Source organism: Corallococcus exercitus (assembly GCF_003611585.1).
GTDB lineage: Bacteria > Myxococcota > Myxococcia > Myxococcales > Myxococcaceae > Corallococcus > Corallococcus exercitus.
The window spans coordinates 1-228 of sequence record NZ_RAVW01000961.1 but is presented as its reverse complement, the minus strand read 5'-3'; the positions used below and the strand labels follow the sequence as shown (position 1 = coordinate 228).

Annotated in this window: 1 protein-coding gene; it reads left to right on the top strand. The window is 73.7% G+C overall.

The features are described 5' to 3' along the window. A partial coding sequence (locus D7W79_RS43090; protein WP_147442413.1) for a hypothetical protein occupies positions 1 to 228 on the top strand: 228 nt, incomplete at both ends.

The following is a 228-nucleotide window of genomic DNA, read 5'->3' as shown; positions in this document are numbered from 1 at the left end:
CCTCTTCCAGGTCTTCCGCGCCAACCTCTTCGCCCAGGAGAAGTACGTGCCCCGGCCGTACGACGGCACCGCCCTGCTCCTGAGCGCTGGCGAAGCCCCCGCCACCCTCCCGCGTCACCGCGGCTGGGAGCCCCTCGTCCGCGGCGGCCTGGAAGTGCACACCGTCCCCGGTGGCCACCACGCCCTGATGCAGGACCCGCACCTCGCGCCCGTCGTCGAGCACCTGCG